This is a genomic window from Enterobacter sp. Bisph1, from assembly GCF_000814905.1.
Taxonomy (GTDB): domain Bacteria; phylum Pseudomonadota; class Gammaproteobacteria; order Enterobacterales; family Enterobacteriaceae; genus Kosakonia.
This window is the reverse complement of sequence record NZ_JXAG01000030.1, coordinates 1-15,020: the sequence shown is the minus strand read 5'-3', so window position 1 is coordinate 15,020 and position 15,020 is coordinate 1. Positions and strand designations below refer to the sequence as shown.

Sequence of the window (15,020 nt, the reverse complement as noted above, 5' to 3'; positions counted from 1 at the left end):
ACGGCGAGCCTGATAAGGCTCGTCCGTTGCACGGCTACGTTTGCTGTTATTGCGTAGCCGTTTTTTAGTTTTGGCGAAGCTGCAGATCCAACGGCGTTTTGCTCGGCTCACCGCCAATCTCACGGGCCAGTTTCGGCACCATATACCCTGAAACCAGCGTCAGCAGTTCGCGCATTATTTTGCGCGCCTCGTCATCCGTCACCATAAAGTGCGCCGCGCCCTGTACCTTATCCAACACATGCAGGTAATAAGGCATCACGCCCGCATCAAATAGCGCATTACTTAACTCCGCCAGCGTCTGCGCATTATCGTTGACGCCACGCAGCAGCACGCTTTGATTGAGCAGCGTAACGCCAGCCCTGCGCAGCTGTGCCATGGCGTGGCGAAAATCTTCACCTATCTCCTGCGCATGGTTGATATGGTTAACCAGCAGAATTTGCAGTGACGAACGAGCAAATCGGGCGCTTAGCGTTTCGGTTACTCGTGCAGGAATCACAATCGGCAAGCGGCTATGGATGCGAAGACGTTTAATATGCGCGATGGACTCAAGCTGCGTAAGCAACCAGTCCAGCTCATGATCTTTCGCCATTAATGGATCGCCACCGGAGAAGATGATTTCATCCAGCTCAGAATGGGCCGCGATATAGTCCAGCGCGACCTGCCAGTTGCGCTTATTGCCTTGATTATCGGCATAAGGAAAATGGCGGCGGAAGCAGTATCGGCAATTTACCGCGCAGCCGCCTTTGACCAGCAATAAAGCGCGATTACGGTATTTATGCAGCAAACCGGGCACGACGCTGTGCTGTTCATCCAGCGGATCGGGGCTAAAGCCCGGCGCGGAAATAAACTCATCTTGCGCAGTCAGTACCTGGCGCAAAAGCGGATCATGGGGATCGCCAGCGCGCATGCGCGCCGCGAAGGCGCGGGGTACACGAAGCGGGAAGAGGCGCTTTGCCGCACCGCCCGCGATTAAATTTTCATCCGTGTCTATCTTTAAAAGACGTAACAGTTCATCTGGATCGGTTATTACATCTGCAAGTTGTATTAACCAATCTTCTCTGGATGGGGTGTTTAGGGTTACAATGTGCGCCATTTTGTGGCTTAGCTACCAGTTAACAATTTCAGAGGGCCTTATGGCGACTTACTATAGCAACGATTTTCGTGCTGGTCTTAAAATCATGTTGGACGGCGAACCTTATGCGGTTGAAGCCAGCGAATTCGTTAAACCAGGCAAAGGCCAGGCTTTCGCACGTGTTAAACTGCGCCGCCTGCTGACCGGTACCCGTGTAGAAAAAACCTTTAAATCTACCGACTCCGCAGAAGGCGCGGACGTGGTTGATATGAACCTGACTTACCTGTACAACGACGGTGAGTTCTGGCACTTCATGAACAACGAAACCTTCGAACAGCTCTCCGCTGACGCGAAAGCCATTGGCGATAGCGAAAAATGGCTGCTGGACCAGGCTGAATGCATCGTGACCCTGTGGAACGGTCAGCCGATTTCCGTCACCCCGCCGAACTTTGTTGAACTGGAAATCATTGAAACCGATCCAGGTCTGAAAGGCGACACCGCAGGTACCGGCGGCAAACCGGCTACCCTGAGCACCGGCGCTGTGGTTAAAGTGCCGCTGTTCGTACAGATTGGTGAAGTGATTAAAGTAGATACCCGCTCTGGCGAATACGTATCTCGCGTGAAATAACCCTCACGATGTCGGCGTAGCGCTGCGCTACGCCGTCAAATTTTGTAGGTATGGATGATGAAACGCCTTTCATTACTTCTTATCGGTTGCGCACTTCTTTCCGGCTGTAATACCGCCCGTGGAATGGGTGAAGATATCCAAACCCTTGGCCATATCATTTCTCACGCGGCGAACTAAAACTTCCACTCTTCCTAAAATCGCTTTTGTTTCGGTAGCCTTCTAAGATTTTGTCTATGCTTAAGTGGCTATACACAAACAATATTGGCTACAAAAGGAAGATATTATGGTTAAGAAGACAATTGCTGCGATCTTTTCTGTTCTGGTTCTTTCCTCCGTCCTGACGGCCTGTAATACTACGCGTGGCGTAGGCGAAGATATTTCGGACGGCGGTAGCGCGATTTCCGGCGCGGCCACAAAAGCGCAGCAGTAATCCCTGTCGGTACGGCGCCTGCCGTACCGCTAATTTGCTCTTTCCGGTAATGACAAGAACGGCGTAAAGCGGTTTCCCATCCCCAGTTTCATTCTGATATTGCGCTTATAGGTGTAAACGGTCTTGCTGTTAATGCATAGCTTACGGGCGATAGTTTGGTTATTAGTCCCTTCCATCCACAGCGTCAGCACCTTTTCCTCCTGCCGGGTAAGCAAGGGGGTGACAATGCGCGGTAGCGCAAGGTGTGGCCGCGCCAGGATCATCGCATCAATGGCCTGAGCCAGAACGTCCAGGGATTCCGTTTTCTGCAGCGTCGCATTAATAGAAAACTGCGCATAAAACTGTGACAGTTGCGCATCTTCGCCAGACTCCAGCAACATCACCTGCGTCGATTCCCGGCACACCGAAAAAAAAGAGGCCAGTTGCTGTATGTGATGTATTTCATTTTTAAAACCATGAAGGTCGGCAATCACCAGATCCGGCTGCCACTGGACAATATGTTCTTTCGCCAGCATTAAATTATGCAAGGCTGTAATAAGAAAAGAGGTAGAAAATAAAGGCGTTTGATTGAGCCAGGTTTCCATCCCTGAGCGGGTGAAGTTACAGCGGTCAATCAAGAGAATCTTGAACATATTTTTCTTCGCAGTCAGAGGGTGGCGCACAACTTCCTGTGTTCAGGAAAGCAACTCATCATAGGGTCTGGTTATGGTGAATAAATGCGTGAATTCCGCTGCGAACAGTGGCTATTTCTTGCATTAGCCTCGTTAACGTTTGAAAACGACAAAAAAGTTGAAATTATAAACTTTAGACATCAAGATAAGGGCTCTTCACAGGCCGAACGGGACGACCCGTTTGCGCAATTTCATTCTGGGGACGGCCCCATACCGGAGCCAAAAATGTCCTGGTTAATCCTTCTTATCGCAGGTCTTCTTGAAGTGGTTTGGGCCATCGGCCTGAAATATACCCACGGTTTCACCCGCCTGACGCCAACCGTCATTACCGTTACGGCAATGATCGCAAGCGTTGTGCTGCTGTCATGGGCAATGAAAACGTTGCCGGTGGGTACGGCATACGCTGTCTGGACGGGCATTGGCGCTGTCGGTGCGGCTATCGCCGGGATTGTGCTGCTTGGTGAGTCTGCAAGCCTTGCGCGTATCCTCAGCCTTTGTCTGATTGTCGCCGGGATTATTGGCCTGAAAATCAGCACCCATTAATGGGGCTGATTAATCCACAGCAGCTTCTGTGTGGCAAACCCCTGGCGAGTTGCGGTATCCAGTAGCTGCTTTTTCACTTCTGCCGGGATCGTCGGCGTGCGCGATAAAATCCACAGATAATCCCGGTTCGGCCCACAAACCAGTGCGTGACGGTAATTTGCATCTAATGCGATGACGTTGTAGCTGCCGTAAAAGGGGCCGATAAAAGAAATTCTTAGCGCGGCGGTGCGTGAGCTGCCGATGAAATACGCGGTCCCGATGGATTGCTGCCACATACCGCGTTTTGTATTAAACCCGCGATTCACTACCGTTAAACCGCCATCGTCACGCAGGCTATAGTGGGCGGTGACTCTTTCAAGTCCTCGCTCAAAGGGGTGATCGAAGCGGGCGATTTCATACCAGCTACCGAGAAAGCGTTGCGTATTAAAATCCTGGACAACGGTGACGCCAGGCGGCGGCGTGGGAGAACTGCAGGCAGAGGTTAACAGCGCAGCGATAACCGTCACAATGAGGAGCATCAGGCGCATAAGATTTTCCTTCCAGATCTTTTCCTTAGGGTATAGACGCTGGGGGAAAATTTGCTCTCCCGCTTACGCAGGAGAGCGACGGACATCAAAGAAACAGAACGCCAACCAGGGTAACGACGGTCAAAATGGCGGCAAGGCCATAGAACACCCATTTACCATTGGGCACATGAATTTTCAGATCGTGCATCATGTGATGGATACGGTGCAGACCGCACCAAACTGGCAGGACAATCATCAAAAAGATAAACAGGCGGCCAATTAAGCTTTGCGCAAACGCCAGTACGCGCTCATAGCCCAGCGCGTCACCGGGAAAGAGCCCCAGCGGCAACAGCAGGCCAATCAACAGCACGATAACCGGCGTGAAAATCGCGCCCCACATACCGCCAGCGCCAAATAATCCCCAGAAAACGGGTTCGTCAGAACGTTTTGGATTCGGGTTAATCACTTTGGCCTCCTTACCAGAACAGCGCGACAAACAGGATCACCACGGTGACCACTGCCGTAACCACCCAGAGCCCTTTAACAATCGGCTCCGGCCCCATTTTTTCGTCCTTAACGATGATAATCGATGCTTTCGGTGCCAGATCAAACCAGGTTTTGGTATGCAGCAGCGCCGCCGCAAGGGCGATCAGGTTGAGGATAAGCACGATAGGGTTTTGTAAAAAGCTGACAAAACCCGCCCAGCTATCCGGCCCATGTTTTAGCGAGAACAACCCATAAATCAGCACAATGCTGAACCAGACCGCAGCAATAGCCGTTCCTTCACGCAGCATATAGAAGCGATAAAACGGCAGGGTTTTCCACCAGGACGATGGCATGGGACGAACCCAGGCTTTGCGTTTAGTCGTCATAATGCACTCCTTAGCGTGGTTTCAGGGTGGCGATAAGAAAGTCTTTCGAACTTTCCACCTTGCCCTGCTGAATGGCAGCAGCCGGGTCGACATGCTTCGGACAGACTTCCGAGCAGTAGCCGACAAAGGTACAACTCCATACCCCGTTCGGGCTGTTGAGCTGCGCCATACGCGCTTGTTTGCCATTATCGCGAGAATCGAGGTTGTACCTGTGGGCGAGGGTAATCGCCGCAGGGCCGATAAACTCAGGATTCAGACCAAATTGCGGGCAGGCGGCATAGCACAAACCACAGTTGATACAGCCGGAGAACTGGTGATATTTCGCCATTTGCGCCGGGGTTTGCTTGCCCGGACCCTGATCCGGCGTGCGGTTATTACCGATGATGTAAGGCTTAATCGCTTCCAGGCTTTCGATAAAGTGGGTCATATCAACCACCAAATCGCGCTCGATCGGGAAGTTAGCCAGCGCTTCGACTTTCAGCCCTTTTGTGTAATCGCGAAGAAAAGTCTTACAGGCGAGTTTAGGCACCTTATTCACCATCATGCCGCAGGAGCCGCAAATCGCCATTCGGCACGACCAGCGGTAGCTCAGATCCGCCGCAAGGTTGTCTTTGATATAGTTCAGGGCATCCAGCAGCGAAGTGGTCTCATCAAAAGGCACATCGTAAAAAACGCTGTGCGGCGCGTTGTCCACTTCCGGGTTATAGCGCACGATTTCGACTTTCAGATTTTTCATCTCAGCCATTATTCGTCTCCTTCTTCTCCGACGCTTCAGCTTCACCACCGTAAACGCGTTTTGCCGGCGGCAGCGTGGTGATCTTCACGTCGCTGTACTCCAGACGGGTCGCGCCATCCGCGTCGCGGAAAGCCAGGGTATGTTTGAGGAAGTTAACGTCATCGCGCTCGGTGCAGCCTTCATCAAGACGCTGATGCGCGCCGCGAGACTCTTTACGCGCCAGCGCAGAGTGCGCCATACATTCGGCGACGTTCAGGCCGTGGCCCAGCTCAATGGTATAAAGAACATCGGTGTTGAAGACGCTGGAGGTATCGGTGATACGCACGCGTTTAAAACGTTCCTGCAGCTCTGCCAGCTTATCCACGGTTTTTTGCATCAGCTCCGGCGTACGGTAGATGCCGCAACCCTCTTCCATGGATTCGCCCATCTCATCGCGGATTTTCGCCCAGCTTTCATTGCCTTCCTGATTCACCAGCGCTTTAAGACGTTTTTCAACATCGGCGGCTTGTGCATTCAGGGCGCTGTCATTCGCCTGGTTGGCGGTGGCAGCGCGTTCAATGGCGCGTTCACCGGCGAGCCGGCCAAACACCACCAGTTCTGCCAGCGAATTGGAGCCGAGACGGTTAGCGCCGTGCAGACCGACGGAGGAACATTCACCCACGGCAAACAAGCCTTTGATCCGGGATTCGCAGTTTTGATCCGTTTCGATGCCGCCCATGGTGTAGTGCGCCGTCGGGCGAACCGGAATCGGCTCTTTAATCGGATCGACTCCGACATAGGCTTTCGCCAGTTCGCAGATAAACGGCAAGCGCTCGTTGATCTTTTTCGCGCCGAGATGACGTAAATCGAGGTGCACCACATCGCCACGCGGCGTGGAGATAGTGTTACCTTTGCGCCATTCGTGCCAGAACGCCTGCGAGACTTTGTCGCGCGGGCCAAGCTCCATATATTTGTTCTTCGGCTCGCCAAGGGGCGTTTCCGGGCCCATGCCGTAATCCTGCAAATAGCGATAGCCATTCTTATTGACGAGGATCCCGCCTTCACCACGGCAGCCTTCCGTCATCAGGATACCGGAGCCGGGCAGGCCGGTCGGGTGATACTGCACGAACTCCATATCGCGCAGCGGTACACCGTGCGCCAGCGCCATGCCCATACCGTCGCCGGTAACGATGCCGCCATTGGTGTTATAGCGATAAACGCGACCCGCGCCGCCCGTCGCCATGACGACGGCGTTCGCGCGGATTTGCACCAGCGTGCCTTCCATCATATTCATGGCGACCAGCCCGCGGGCATGATTGTCGTCTACCATGATATCCAGCACGAAATGCTCGTCGAAGCGCTGAATTTGCGGGAACTGAAGGGAGGTCTGAAACAGGGTGTGCAGCATATGAAAGCCGGTTTTATCGGCAGCGAACCAGGTGCGTTCGATTTTCATCCCGCCGAAGCGGCGCACGTTCACGCTACCGTCGGGACGGCGGCTCCACGGACAGCCCCACTGTTCAAGCTGTGTCATCTCTGTCGGGCAATGGTGTACAAAATAGTCAACAACATCCTGCTCGCAAAGCCAGTCACCGCCTGCAACGGTATCGTGAAAATGGTACTCGAAGCTGTCATGATCCTGAGCGACAGCGGCTGAACCGCCTTCCGCAGCAACGGTGTGGCTACGCATGGGGTAGACTTTTGAAATCAGTGCGATTTTGGCGTTGGGATGGGCCTGCGCCGCGGCGATCGCGGTACGTAAACCCGCTCCGCCTGCGCCAATCACAGCGATATCGGCATGAAAAGTTTGCACGACATTCCTCCAGATTATTGTTATTCCGCAACGATAAGCCTGAAGCGCTCAAGGTAGTTGCGGACGTGTTCCACTGCTCCTTTTTGGGTAAAACGCAGTATAACCTTAGCGATTTGGGGGAAATTTGATGCGTTCGATTTTTTTGCTGTTCTCTGCGGTGATAAGTCACCGTTCTTGATTAATATCACCTTTAAATAAATACCCATCTTGTTATAGATGCCATTAATTAAATTATTTTGTGCAAAATTTGTCTCAATCAAACGATGCGGGTAGACTTCGTGCCCTTGTCTGAAATTGGAGAAAGTACCATGAGCGAGACGGCAACCTGGCAGCCGAGCGCATCCATCCCTAACCTTTTGAAACGCGCGGCAATTATGGCGGAGATTCGCCGTTTCTTTGTCGACCGCGGCGTGCTGGAGGTGGAAACGCCCTGTATGAGCCAGGCGACGGTTACAGATATTCACCTGTTCCCGTTCGAAACCCGTTTTGTTGGCCCAGGCCACTCTCAGGGGCTTAACCTCTATTTAATGACCAGCCCCGAATACCATATGAAACGCCTGCTGGCGGCGGGCTGTGGCCCGGTATTCCAGCTGTGCCGCAGCTTCCGTAATGAAGAGATGGGGCGTCATCACAACCCTGAATTCACCATGCTTGAGTGGTATCGTCCGCACTACGATATGTATCGCCTGATGAATGAAGTGGATGATTTACTGCAGCAGGTTCTGGAGTGCCAGGCAGCGGAGTCGCTCTCTTATCAGCAGGTGTTCCAGCGCTATCTGGAAATCGATCCGCTCTCCGCGGACAAAGCGCAGCTGCGCGAAGCCGCGGCGAAGCTCGATCTGAGTAATATCGCGGAGACGGAAGAGGATCGCGATACTCTACTGCAACTGCTTTTCACCATCGGTGTTGAGCCGCAGATTGGCAAAGATCGCCCGACGTTTGTTTACCACTTCCCGGCAAGCCAGGCGGCGCTGGCGCAGATCAGCACCGAGGATCACCGTGTGGCCGAGCGCTTCGAGGTTTACTTCAAAGGAATTGAGCTGGCGAATGGTTTCCATGAACTGACCGATGCACGTGAGCAGCAGCAGCGTTTTGAGCAGGATAACCGTAAACGCGCGGCGCGCGGTTTGCCGCAGCAGCCGGTGGATATGAACTTGCTCGAAGCGTTAAAAGCCGGGCTGCCGGACTGTTCCGGCGTGGCGCTGGGAGTCGATCGGCTGATGATGCTGGCGCTGCAGGCTGAAAGCCTGGCGGATGTGATTGCTTTTACCGTCGACCGGGCCTGACAGACCACAGCGAGAGCGTAAAAAAGGCGCCGCAGGCGCCTTTTTTGTTGGCTTATAAGCTGCCCGCCGGGCGACTGCTTTTGCCCGACGAGCTCAGCGTTCTTGCGCTGCGCTTGCCATCGAGGCTCTCCAGGCGCATCTGGAACGGTGGGAACGGCAACTCGATACCGTGTTCGCGAAAGCCCGCCAGAATCAGCTGATGGATTTCGTGGCGCAGCGGCATACGATGCCCCATCTCGGCGGCATAGATTCGCAGCTCAAACAGCTGCAAACCTTGCTGCAGATCGACGAGGAACACTTCCGGCGCCGGGTTATCGATAACCAGCGAACAGCGTTCGGCGGCGGTATAGAGAATCTGCGTCACTTCCTCACTGTTAGCGTCAGCGGGTGCCGGCACCGAGAGCACGACGCGCGTCACCGAATCCGACAGCGACCAGTTAATAAACTGCTCGGTGATAAACGCTTTGTTCGGCACGATGATCTCTTTGCGATCCCAGTCGCTGATGGTGGTGGCACGGGTATTGATCCTGGTGATGCTGCCGGTCAGATCGCGGATGGTCACCGTATCGCCAATGCGGATCGGTTTTTCAAACAGGATGATCAGACCCGAGATAAAGTTGGCGAAAATCTCCTGCAGCCCGAAGCCGAGCCCCACGCCGAGCGCCGCGACCAGCCACTGCAGTTTTGCCCACTCAATACCAATCATCGAGAAGCCAACCAGCCCGCCAAACAGCATCAGTAGATATTTTGTGATCGTCGTGATGGCGTAGCCGGTGCCCGGCGCTAAGTCCAGATGCTGCAACAGCGCCAGCTCCAGCAGGGCGGGAAGGTTGCGCACCAGTTGGGTGGTAATAATAAACACCAGGATTGCAATCAGCACTGCGCCAAGCGTAATGGGCTCAAGGCTCTCGACGCCTTGTACCGTAGAGGTAACGTCCCACAGAGGAATGTTTTCCAGAAAGCCGAAGGCAGAATGAATTTCAGACCACAGCACAATAACCGACAGCAGGGCGATCAACATCAGGATCGAGCGCACCAGCCGCAATGACTGCACGCTGATGGCATCGAGATCGACTTCCTGTTCATCGACTTCGGCGCTGCCTTCGGTACTGGTGTGATGGGCCGTATCCTCTTCGCCGCGCGCACGCTGGGCGAGAATTTCCGCCCGGCGGTGACGGGCGCGTTCGAAGGCCAGACGACGCCGCTGGATCAGCATCCAGCGGCGAATAATATGATAGACCACCAGCAACAGGAACCAGATAGCGACGGAGGTTTCCAGGCGCGCCAGCAGCGCCTGTGCCGTGGCCAGGTAACCGACCGCGGCGGCGAGGATGGCGATTAAAGGCGCGCTGAGCAGCAGGTTCCACAGCAGATGATTGGGCATGTTGTCGCCGTTGCCTGTTTTATCCACGTACAGCGGGATGCCGGCGCGTTTCAGGCTGAGGGTCACGATCGCCAGCGCGCCGCAAATCGCAATAAAACAGAGCCGCCCCAGCGACCCAGAGAATTCACGGTCGTTGAGGTTATCAAACATGATAAGCGCCATAATCAGCGGCACAATAAAGCCAATGCTCATCAGGTAGTAGCGCATGCCGCGCGCCACGCGATTTCGCGGCCAGCCAAAATGGGCGACAAACAAGCCGGTCGGGCGGGCGAAGGCGGCGCAGATCATCACCGCCCACAGCAGCGGCACGGTAGCAGTGACGCCGTCGCCAATCGCCACCGCCAGCGGGTAGGGCCAGGCCTCCTGCAATCCATAGCCGAGGGTTTTCCACAATACCGGCAGCGGCGAGGCGACCAGAATCGACCAGAAGACCGTACGCATGGTGAGCCAGAAGTGATCCTGAGTTACCTTACCGACGCGGGCGCTGGAACGTTCCAAAAAGCGCGTAAAATGGCGACGCGAATAGATACTGAAACCCACCAGCAATAAGGCACCAAACAGCGGGAATAAGGTCTCTTTACTGGTCAGCATCATGGCGGTGGCTTTGCCTAACTGACTGATGGTATCCAGCGACAGCAGGCGGCGTAAATCCTGAACGATCTCAATGGGCCAGGAGAAGGATATCGGGCTGACATCCGCCGTCCAGAAGAGATAGCGGTGCGTGGCTTCATTCACCTCTTTCAGCGCGTCTTCCAGCTGGCTGTTTGAGACTTTCAGCTTGGTAAGCTCAAGGATCAGCGTATCGCCGCCCTGCAATAACGAATTCAATAGCTCGCGTTGGGTACGCAGCTGCGCTTCCAGGATACGATTTTGCTCGGCGGTAAGCGGTTGTCCGTCGGCCTGACGGATTTGTCGCAGCTGCGGCTGCTTATTCAGCAAATCTTCATAGCGCATACGATGAACACGCAGCTGCGCCATCTCCGTATCCAGCTGCTGGGGTTTCGGCATTTCAGGCAAACGAGCCACCTGCGCGCGCAGCGCTTCGCCCAGCATATTGGATGCACCAAGCCACTGGGATTGTTCACGCAACGTATTGAGCGCCTGACGCACCTGTACCGTCTGCCCGGTAGCCTGCCGCTGCTGGGAAGCCACCAAATCCATTCGCTGTGCCTGCTGGTTAAGCGCCTGCGAAAGTTCGCGGTTAATACGGAACTGCTCGTTAATGCCCGCCGGCAGGTTGGCGCTGTTTTCCGCCAGTAATTCGGTGCTTTCCAGCGCCTGTTCCGCTTCACGCTGACGCTGGCTATTAAGCTGGTTACGCAGGGCCTGCAATCGGGCATCCAGCAGTTGGCTCTGTTTCTGCGCCAGTTCACCGCGCATACGCGCCAGCTCCTGGCGGTTATTGGCCGACAGCTGCGCCAGCTCCAGTTCATCTACCAGCGCTTTCAGTTTTGCGGATTCGGCCTGCGCGCCAAAGTTTTGTGCCTGCGCCAGCGGCGTGCTGGTGCTTTGCGTGCCGAGGCGGCGTTCCACTTCTGTGACCTGGCGGCGGGCGTCGGTTTGCTGCTGCGGCAACTGGCTTAAGGAGTCGCTAATTTCACGGGCGCGTTCCTGCTCCTGCTGGGCTAAGCGGGTTTTCTCCAGCAGTTGGCTGCTGACCTGCAGGATCTCCTGATTCAACGCGTCGCTGCTCATATCTGCCGGGACGGGTTTCGGTTCGTCTTGCAGATTATCAAGCTGTGCGCGAAGGGTGCGGGAGAGTTTGGGAAAGTTATCAATAACGTCCTGGTACTGGCGGGCGCGCTCGAGAGATCCTTTACGTTCTTCGAGCGCGTTCAGCGCGGCCTGCAGCACTTCCACGGTTTCCGCCTGGTGAGGGGCGTTTTTCACCGCTTTGGCTTGCTCCAGTTCCTGGGCGATTTGTCGGGCATCGGGGGCCGCTGCGGCGAGAGCCCCCTGGCTGAGGCACCAGGCCATCAGAAAAGCGATAATCAGGCGCACGTCAGTCTCCCGGAATGTTAAGGCTTAGCTTTGCTCTTTGTCGTCTACCAGCGGGCTGGCGTCATGTTCTGCTTTGATTTCCGCTTCCGGTAGCGGCGCAGGCGCTGCGTCAACAGGGGCAAAGGTTTCCGTAGAGATTGCCAGCGGCTGACCAATTTTGGTCACCGACAGGCTTTGCAGCTGTTCCACCAGGTTTACTTTGCCCGCTGCAAACAGGTTGATAACCGTTGAGCCGAGTTTAAAGCGCCCCATCTCCTGGCCTTTCAGTAGCGCAACCGCGCCTTCGCTTTCACCCGCAGGCCATGTCCAGCGTTTGATGATGCCTTCGCGCGGCGGCGTAACTGTCCCGGCCCAAACGGTTTCTATGCTGCCAACAATCGTCGCGCCAACGAGGATTTGCGCCATCGGGCCGAACTCGGTATCAAACAGGCAGATCACGCGTTCGTTACGGGCAAACAGGTTAGGGACGTTTTGCGCCGTCAGATGGTTGACGGAGAAGAGATCGCCCGGTACGTAAATCATCTCGCGCAGAATGCCGTTGCACGGCATATGCACACGGTGATAATCACGCGGCGAGAGGTAGGTAGTGACGAAGCTACCGTTACGGAACAGATCCGCCATCAGGTGGTTGCCCGCCAGCAGCGCTTCCAGGCTGTAGTTATGCCCTTTCGCCTGCAGGAGTTTGTCATTTTCGATAGCGCCGAGCTGGCTAATCACGCCGTCCGCCGGCATGACCAGCACGTTCGGATCCGTATTCAGCGGGCGAACTTCATCACGCAGCGGGCGCACGAAAAAGTCATTAAAGGTGCGATAGCTGGCGGTATCCGGCTTCTGCGCCTCTTTCATATCGACTTTGTAGTATTTAACGAACAGATCGATAACCAGTTTGGTCAGCCAGCCTGCACGTTTGCTTGCGCCCCAGCCCGCCAGGCGAGTGAGCCACAGTTTCGGCAGAATGTATTGAAGCGAAAGTTTCAATGAGTTTAACAAGGTAGCCTCCAGGCTATTGTTTTTGTCGTTCCTGACCCGGCGCGTAAGCGTCGAAGCCTTTAAAAAAGGGGACGATTTTAGCGACGCTTAGCCTATTTGTCAGTCACCAGAATCAGAAAAGCTTTTACGCGTTTTTACCTGCGCCATGCTCTCAAGAATTCGGTGATAGTTTTCGAACCGGCTTTCGGCAATTTTACCATTCTCTACCGCTTCGCGAATGGCGCAGCCTGGATCGGTATCATGTTTGCAATCGCGGTATTTACAATGACCAAGATAGTCATGGAATTCGACAAAGCCGTTGGTGATTTGTTCCGGCTCAAGATGCCACAGGCCAAACTCGCGAACCCCAGGTGAATCAATCACATCGCCGCCATGCGGGAAGTGATAAAGCCGCGCAGCGGTAGTGGTGTGCTGGCCCAGGCCCGAAACATCGGAAACATCATTGGTCAGGATCTGCTTCTCCTGAAAATCGAGCAGCGCATTGAGCAGGCTCGATTTGCCGACGCCGGACTGGCCGGCGAAGATACTCACACGATCCGTTAAGGCTTCGATTAGCGGCAACAGCCCATCCTGCTTGTGGCTGGACACCATCAACACCTGATAGCCAATCCCGCGGTAAATATCCATCTGTTCGTTAACGAAGCGCAGGCTATTGTCATCCAGCAGATCGATTTTATTCAGCACCAGCAACGGTTCAACCTGCAGGGCTTCACAGGCCACTAAATAACGATCGATGATATTTAGCGACAGCTCCGGCAGGATGGCGGAAACGACGACTATCTGATCGATATTCGCCGCGATGGGTTTCACACCGTCGTAAAAGTCGGGGCGCGTCAGCACCGATGTACGCTCATGTACGGCTTCAACGATACCTTTGACGGTAACACCTTCCGCCGCCTCTTTGCCCGGACGCCACACTACGCGATCGCCGGTGACCAATGAGCGGATGGTGCGGCGAATGTTGCAGCGATGCACGTCGCCATTGGCGGCTTCCACATCGGCATGCATGCCAAAGCGGCTGATAACCACCCCTTCGGACGGATCGCCGAACAGGTTGTCATCGTAGTCAGCTTTCTCCGCAGACGTTTTGAGTCGGCGCTGATGGTTTGCTTTAACGCGGCGCTGCTGTCCTAGGGAAAGTTTATTTTTACTCAATCGTGCTGGCCTCTGGTCGCCCCGGATGGGCAAAACAACTATGATACACGCAATTTAAGATGAATATAGTTACGCTATAAGGGTGGAAAATAGCATGAGCGCAAATGAAAACAACCTCATTTGGATCGATCTGGAGATGACGGGGTTAGATCCCGAGCGCGATCGCATTATTGAGATCGCAACGCTTGTTACCGATGCCAACCTGAACATTCTGGCGGAAGGCCCGGTGATTGCGGTGCACCAGAGCGACGAACAGTTAGCGTTGATGGATGAGTGGAACGTACGCACTCATACCGGCAGCGGTCTGGTGGATCGCGTGAAAGCGAGTCAACAGGACGATCGCGTGGCGGAACTGGCGACGATTGCCTTTTTAAAAGAGTGGGTGCCAGCGGGGAAATCGCCTATTTGCGGTAATAGCATCGGCCAGGATCGGCGCTTTTTATTTAAGTACATGCCGGAGCTTGAAGCCTATTTCCACTATCGCTACCTCGATGTCAGCACCCTGAAAGAGCTGGCGCGCCGCTGGAAACCGGACGTGCTGGCGGGGTTGAAAAAGCAGAACACCCATCAGGCGCTGGATGATATTCGTGAGTCGGTGGCCGAACTGGCTTACTACCGCGAACATTTTATTAAGCTGTAAGCCGTTAACGGTGCAGGGGCGAAAACGGACCCTTCGTCTCTGCAAGCCAGTTGCGGTGCGATTTTGCTGGAAAAATGTGCGCATTGTCGATTAAATCGGCAGTTGAACAAAAAAAGCGAAAATTTGCTTTCGGGGGCTTGCAGCAGAAAGGATTTCTCGTATAATGCGCCTCCCGTGAAGACACAGAAATGTGCAACACGGCATCACGAAATTTTGGTGAAAAGCGTAAGCAAGTTACTGAAAATTCGGCGATATGCGGGAATAGCTCAGTTGGTAGAGCACGACCTTGCCAAGGTCGGGGTCGCGAGTTCGAG

16 protein-coding genes are annotated in these 15,020 nt (G+C 54.5%); 6 read left to right on the top strand and 10 right to left on the bottom strand.

The features are described from left to right. Nucleotides 1-64 precede the first annotated feature (64 nt). The gene (epmB, locus tag RW65_RS05385) at nucleotides 65-1,093 is read right to left on the bottom strand and encodes an EF-P beta-lysylation protein EpmB (RefSeq protein WP_039055655.1); all 1,029 of its coding nucleotides are present in this window, start codon (nucleotides 1,091-1,093) and stop codon (nucleotides 65-67) included. A 40-nt stretch (nucleotides 1,094-1,133) separates the two neighbouring features. Here epmB and efp point away from each other — a divergent pair, with 40 nt between their 5' ends. From efp to ecnB, 3 genes are all read left to right on the top strand, one after another. Further along, nucleotides 1,134-1,700 (top strand): elongation factor P, encoded by a 567-nt coding sequence (efp, locus tag RW65_RS05380; RefSeq protein ID WP_039055780.1) that lies wholly within the window; start codon nucleotides 1,134-1,136, stop codon nucleotides 1,698-1,700. Between the two features lie 54 nt (nucleotides 1,701-1,754). Continuing rightward, the gene (locus RW65_RS21640) at nucleotides 1,755-1,877 is read left to right on the top strand and encodes an entericidin A/B family lipoprotein (protein WP_072037704.1); all 123 of its coding nucleotides are present in this window, start codon (nucleotides 1,755-1,757) and stop codon (nucleotides 1,875-1,877) included. 106 nt (nucleotides 1,878-1,983) lie between these two features. After that, complete coding sequence (ecnB, locus tag RW65_RS05375) at nucleotides 1,984-2,130, top strand: lipoprotein toxin entericidin B (protein ID WP_039055654.1); 147 nt, start codon at nucleotides 1,984-1,986, stop codon at nucleotides 2,128-2,130. Nucleotides 2,131-2,159: 29 nt separating this feature from the next. Here ecnB and RW65_RS05370 read toward each other — a convergent pair whose 3' ends face one another. After that, a complete protein-coding gene (locus RW65_RS05370) occupies nucleotides 2,160-2,762 on the bottom strand; it encodes a LuxR C-terminal-related transcriptional regulator (protein ID WP_039055653.1) in 603 nt (200 codons plus the stop codon). Nucleotides 2,763-3,026: 264 nt separating this feature from the next. Between RW65_RS05370 and sugE the strand changes: the two genes are divergently transcribed. Next, the gene (sugE, locus tag RW65_RS05365) at nucleotides 3,027-3,344 is read left to right on the top strand and encodes a quaternary ammonium compound efflux SMR transporter SugE (protein WP_039055779.1); all 318 of its coding nucleotides are present in this window, start codon (nucleotides 3,027-3,029) and stop codon (nucleotides 3,342-3,344) included. Here sugE and blc read toward each other — a convergent pair. The 5 genes from blc to frdA all read right to left on the bottom strand — a co-directional run bounded on the left by blc (nucleotide 3,341) and on the right by frdA (nucleotide 7,250). Next, the gene (gene blc, locus RW65_RS05360; protein WP_039055652.1) at nucleotides 3,341-3,871 is read right to left on the bottom strand and encodes an outer membrane lipoprotein Blc; all 531 of its coding nucleotides are present in this window, start codon (nucleotides 3,869-3,871) and stop codon (nucleotides 3,341-3,343) included. The genes sugE and blc overlap by 4 nt on opposite strands. Before the next feature lie 85 nt (nucleotides 3,872-3,956). Beyond that, nucleotides 3,957-4,316, bottom strand: a complete 360-nt coding sequence (gene frdD / locus RW65_RS05355) for a fumarate reductase subunit FrdD (protein ID WP_039055651.1) — start codon at nucleotides 4,314-4,316, stop codon at nucleotides 3,957-3,959. A gap of 10 nt (nucleotides 4,317-4,326) precedes the next feature. Further along, nucleotides 4,327-4,722: a fumarate reductase subunit FrdC gene (gene frdC, locus RW65_RS05350; protein WP_039055650.1), complete on the bottom strand. Its 396-nt coding sequence runs from the start codon at nucleotides 4,720-4,722 to the stop codon at nucleotides 4,327-4,329. A gap of 10 nt (nucleotides 4,723-4,732) precedes the next feature. Next, nucleotides 4,733-5,467 carry a succinate dehydrogenase/fumarate reductase iron-sulfur subunit gene (locus RW65_RS05345; RefSeq protein WP_039055649.1) on the bottom strand — a complete coding sequence of 245 codons (735 nt, stop codon included), beginning with the start codon at nucleotides 5,465-5,467 and terminating at the stop codon, nucleotides 4,733-4,735. Then, nucleotides 5,460-7,250 (bottom strand): fumarate reductase (quinol) flavoprotein subunit, encoded by a 1,791-nt coding sequence (frdA, locus tag RW65_RS05340; RefSeq protein ID WP_039055648.1) that lies wholly within the window; start codon nucleotides 7,248-7,250, stop codon nucleotides 5,460-5,462. Before frdA ends, RW65_RS05345 begins: the two co-directional genes overlap by 8 nt. A gap of 308 nt (nucleotides 7,251-7,558) precedes the next feature. On the opposite strand from frdA, the gene epmA reads away from it, so the two are divergent. Further along, nucleotides 7,559-8,536 (top strand): elongation factor P--(R)-beta-lysine ligase, encoded by a 978-nt coding sequence (epmA, locus tag RW65_RS05330; RefSeq protein ID WP_039055644.1) that lies wholly within the window; start codon nucleotides 7,559-7,561, stop codon nucleotides 8,534-8,536. Nucleotides 8,537-8,588: 52 nt separating this feature from the next. Here epmA and mscM read toward each other — a convergent pair whose 3' ends face one another. The 3 genes from mscM to rsgA form a co-directional block, all read right to left on the bottom strand. Beyond that, nucleotides 8,589-11,921 (bottom strand): miniconductance mechanosensitive channel MscM, encoded by a 3,333-nt coding sequence (gene mscM, locus RW65_RS05325; protein ID WP_039055643.1) that lies wholly within the window; start codon nucleotides 11,919-11,921, stop codon nucleotides 8,589-8,591. A gap of 24 nt (nucleotides 11,922-11,945) precedes the next feature. Continuing rightward, the gene (gene asd, locus RW65_RS05320) at nucleotides 11,946-12,911 is read right to left on the bottom strand and encodes an archaetidylserine decarboxylase (protein ID WP_039055641.1); all 966 of its coding nucleotides are present in this window, start codon (nucleotides 12,909-12,911) and stop codon (nucleotides 11,946-11,948) included. A gap of 99 nt (nucleotides 12,912-13,010) precedes the next feature. Continuing rightward, nucleotides 13,011-14,066 carry a small ribosomal subunit biogenesis GTPase RsgA gene (gene rsgA / locus RW65_RS05315; RefSeq protein ID WP_039055640.1) on the bottom strand — a complete coding sequence of 352 codons (1,056 nt, stop codon included), beginning with the start codon at nucleotides 14,064-14,066 and terminating at the stop codon, nucleotides 13,011-13,013. A 94-nt stretch (nucleotides 14,067-14,160) separates the two neighbouring features. On the opposite strand from rsgA, the gene orn reads away from it, so the two are divergent. Next, nucleotides 14,161-14,706, top strand: a complete 546-nt coding sequence (gene orn, locus RW65_RS05310; protein ID WP_039055639.1) for an oligoribonuclease — start codon at nucleotides 14,161-14,163, stop codon at nucleotides 14,704-14,706. The last annotated feature ends 314 nt before the right edge of the window (nucleotides 14,707-15,020 follow it).

Excerpts from the sequence above, each read along its gene's own strand:
- sugE (WP_039055779.1), top strand. The coding sequence starts at position 3,027 with ATGTCCTGGTTAATCCTTCTTATCGCAGGTCTTCTTGAAGTGGTTTGG.
- ecnB (WP_039055654.1), top strand. The coding sequence starts at position 1,984 with ATGGTTAAGAAGACAATTGCTGCGATCTTTTCTGTTCTGGTTCTTTCC.
- RW65_RS21640 (WP_072037704.1), top strand. The coding sequence starts at position 1,755 with ATGATGAAACGCCTTTCATTACTTCTTATCGGTTGCGCACTTCTTTCC.
- RW65_RS05345 (WP_039055649.1), bottom strand. The coding sequence starts at position 5,467 with ATGGCTGAGATGAAAAATCTGAAAGTCGAAATCGTGCGCTATAACCCG.
- efp (WP_039055780.1), top strand. The coding sequence starts at position 1,134 with ATGGCGACTTACTATAGCAACGATTTTCGTGCTGGTCTTAAAATCATG.
- orn (WP_039055639.1), top strand. The coding sequence starts at position 14,161 with ATGAGCGCAAATGAAAACAACCTCATTTGGATCGATCTGGAGATGACG.
- epmB (WP_039055655.1), bottom strand. The coding sequence starts at position 1,093 with ATGGCGCACATTGTAACCCTAAACACCCCATCCAGAGAAGATTGGTTA.
- blc (WP_039055652.1), bottom strand. The coding sequence starts at position 3,871 with ATGCGCCTGATGCTCCTCATTGTGACGGTTATCGCTGCGCTGTTAACC.
- epmA (WP_039055644.1), top strand. The coding sequence starts at position 7,559 with ATGAGCGAGACGGCAACCTGGCAGCCGAGCGCATCCATCCCTAACCTT.
- RW65_RS05370 (WP_039055653.1), bottom strand. The coding sequence starts at position 2,762 with ATGTTCAAGATTCTCTTGATTGACCGCTGTAACTTCACCCGCTCAGGG.
- frdC (WP_039055650.1), bottom strand. The coding sequence starts at position 4,722 with ATGACGACTAAACGCAAAGCCTGGGTTCGTCCCATGCCATCGTCCTGG.